Below are 1,509 nucleotides of genomic sequence, written 5' to 3'. Positions count from 1 at the left end.
CGGTCAGGCTCTAAGCTGGGCTTTGGTGTTTTATGCGGCGTAGCAGGCATTGTTCAGCAACGAGTTGAACAGGGCGAGTGGTATTTTTCGTTGCTCGAGGTTGGACGGCGACGTGTGGAAATAGGGTGCGGCCCATAATTCGCGACGGACGGCGGCTATGGCGTCGCTGAAAGTTGGCACATTCTTACGGTACCATGCTGTTGCGGCCGGCCGGACATTTCCCTGTTTTTGAAGGTCGTTTGCGACGAGGGTGATAACGGAGAAAAGTCCCATCAGAACGGGTGTGGTGCGGGCGATGGCCAGATCTGCCCACTGGCGTTGGGTCTCGATACCGAGATGACGCCTCGTTTCGGCGAACGTGACCTCCATCGACCAGCGCCGGACGAACCAGGTCAGGATGTCGGCAGGGGACGCGGCAAGGTCGGTGCAGAGAAACGCCTGCGGCCGGAAGCGCCCGGCGGGATCGCGAACCAGCACATACCGGATGGGAACGGCCCGACCCGGATTATGCCACAGTGCGGTGCCGGAGATGAATTCGACGCGGTGTTCCTGACCGCCATACCATGCGCCGATCGTGGCTTCGCTCCATTGTATGGCGGGATTTTCCAGGCGGCTCGCCAGTGACGGTTGCCGCTCGCCTGTCCGACGGGGCCGGCCCAGCGTCCTGGCGGTACGCGGAGGCGGCGGGTCGAACAGCCTCGCATCGAGACGGAGGCGGCTGACCATGCAGACCCGGTCTCTGACCGCATCGAGCAGATCGATCGAGGCGTAGGAACTGTCGGTTACGGCGATGATCCTGCGCCCGGGAAGCCAGCGGGCGACCTGAAGCAGGCCCTGCCGTGCCCGGTCCGTCAGCTTGCGGTGAGGGCGACCACGCTCACGGGCGTAGCGCTCCGAGGGACACAGCACCGTCAGGAACGGCAATCCCCACACCCGCCCGGCCCATGAGGTCGGCGCAAGAAGCATGAAGGCTTGCCAGCGCAGGCCGCTGGCTTTCACGAAATGTCCGTGCGACGAACGCACCGGATCACGATAAATGCCACGCGCGCTGATCTTCCGCCCTGTCCGCCGTTCCAGCGTATCGTCGATCCCGATGATGACCGGACCGTCAGGAACCAGCACCGCGACCAACCAGACAAACAGCGTCCTGGCCAGGGCGAGAGCGCTCCAACGATTGCAGTTCAGGACCCGATGAAAGGAGGAGAAATCCGCCACGTCGTCCAGGCCCATCGCACGCAGTGCGGAACAGACTGTCCGTCGTCCCGGCGACATGATCGCTCCAGACGTCAGAACAAGAACCCGGCGCCATGTCGGGGCCGTGAAAGCTGCCCGGAACGGCCCCAGCCACGCGGCTATCCCGCTGAACCCGACATCGTTGCCGGCCTCTCCTTCCATTGCTCATCTCCTGCTTCCTTCGCAGAAGAGACTCGCCCGACCTCTGGCGCACAGGAACCCGGCGCTTCTTCACATTCGATTCAACGCTCAAAACCGCCAAAGTCCAGCTAAGAG

1 protein-coding gene is annotated in these 1,509 nt (G+C 63.1%); it reads right to left on the bottom strand.

The genetic code is table 11. From position 1 onward, the window contains the following. Positions 1-30: 30 nt before the first annotated feature. Positions 31-1,395 (bottom strand): IS701 family transposase, encoded by a 1,365-nt coding sequence (locus HLH29_RS19230; RefSeq protein WP_182968977.1) that lies wholly within the window; start codon positions 1,393-1,395, stop codon positions 31-33. Positions 1,396-1,509 lie beyond the last annotated feature (114 nt).

The sequence above is a fragment of the Gluconacetobacter tumulicola genome (genome assembly GCF_014174215.1).
In the GTDB taxonomy this organism is placed as follows: domain Bacteria; phylum Pseudomonadota; class Alphaproteobacteria; order Acetobacterales; family Acetobacteraceae; genus Gluconacetobacter; species Gluconacetobacter tumulicola.
The sequence above is the reverse complement of the archived record's forward strand: the minus strand, read 5'-3'. Positions and strand labels throughout refer to the sequence as shown.

Bases quoted from the DNA above. Each gene is read 5' to 3' on its own strand.
- HLH29_RS19230 (WP_182968977.1), bottom strand. From the start codon at position 1,395: ATGGAAGGAGAGGCCGGCAACGATGTCGGGTTCAGCGGGATAGCCGCG.